2 protein-coding genes and 1 pseudogene are annotated in these 1,052 nt (G+C 33.1%); all 3 read left to right on the top strand.

The annotated features are described in order from the left end of the window. On the top strand, positions 1 to 204 hold a 204-nt coding region (locus tag A9G44_RS01635), incomplete at its 5' end, for an integrase core domain-containing protein (RefSeq protein ID WP_143426280.1). Positions 205 to 212: 8 nt separating this feature from the next. Further along, positions 213 to 785, top strand: a complete 573-nt coding sequence (locus A9G44_RS01630; RefSeq protein WP_179854784.1) for a topoisomerase DNA-binding C4 zinc finger domain-containing protein — start codon at positions 213 to 215, stop codon at positions 783 to 785. 133 nt (positions 786 to 918) lie between these two features. Then, positions 919 to 1,017, top strand: a pseudogene (locus A9G44_RS13220) (IS5/IS1182 family transposase); the annotation flags it as partial. Between the last annotated feature and the right edge of the window lie 35 nt (positions 1,018 to 1,052).

Genomic DNA, 1,052 nt, shown 5'->3' with positions numbered 1-1,052 from the left:
GGTAGCCCTTATCAAAATGGCTATATTGAACGATTTAATCGTACCTATCGTACTGAAGTACTCGATTTATATCTTGTTAACAACTTAGCACAAGCAAGGAAAATAACCGAAGAATGGCTAACGATTTATAACACCGAAAGACCGCATGAGGCATTAAATAACATGACACCGATTGAGTATAAAACACTAAAACAAGCAGCTTAATTTTCTACGTGAGTTGTGTACTAAGTTTGGGGCATTTACATATCCAATGTAAAATTTGTGAAGGGCATTATGTTATACGAGACGGAAAATATGGGATATTTGCAGGTTGCTCCCGTTATCCAGTTTGTAAATCAACTTTAAAGATCCCCGAATTAGTTTATGAATTCATTCGTAAATATGGTGTCAATATTTATCAATGGCAAAAACAGTGTTGGAAATGTCAGCAAGAAACGCCAGTCTATTCATACTATTTGTATTACGAGCTATCCGAATTAGATCCAATTTTTTCTGTATTACACGGGATTGGAGTCGGTGATATTTCCAGTATTGATCGCCTGCTTAGCTTAAATGTACCAACTGTTAAAATGAAGTACAGTAAAACACTCAATGAACATTATATGGCAAATGTTTGTCTACATTGTGGAGCCATACAAGGTCATAACTATGTAGTCACTGATCCCCATGAAATCATCAATTCACTGTGGCATAATCATGATATGAATAACTATTTCTTTAAAAACTTAAAAATTGATACAAGCACATTATTAGGTGAATTGAAAAGATGTATGGAATGGAGCTAATATTCTCATGTTTTGTCTGAAATCATCACCTTTAATACCAGTATACTAATTTAGTAAATATCAACAATCCTATTTTCCATGGATATTACCGTGTTCGTAGTACTCAATCATTACTTAAGATTCATTTATCCCTTATCGTTCTATTTTAATAAGATATGATAAATTAGAAAGGAATTATGTCTGCATGTTATCTCTGGCATTCATACTTATGTGGCTACCAATGCATTGTTGATTAATACATGAATACAAAAGATCAACAATCCCTAA

Origin of the sequence: Gilliamella sp. Occ4-3 (assembly GCF_001690675.1) — a bacterium.
Taxonomy (GTDB): Bacteria; Pseudomonadota; Gammaproteobacteria; order Enterobacterales; family Orbaceae; genus Gilliamella; species Gilliamella bombi.
The sequence above is the reverse complement of the archived record's forward strand: the minus strand, read 5'-3'. Positions and strand labels throughout refer to the sequence as shown.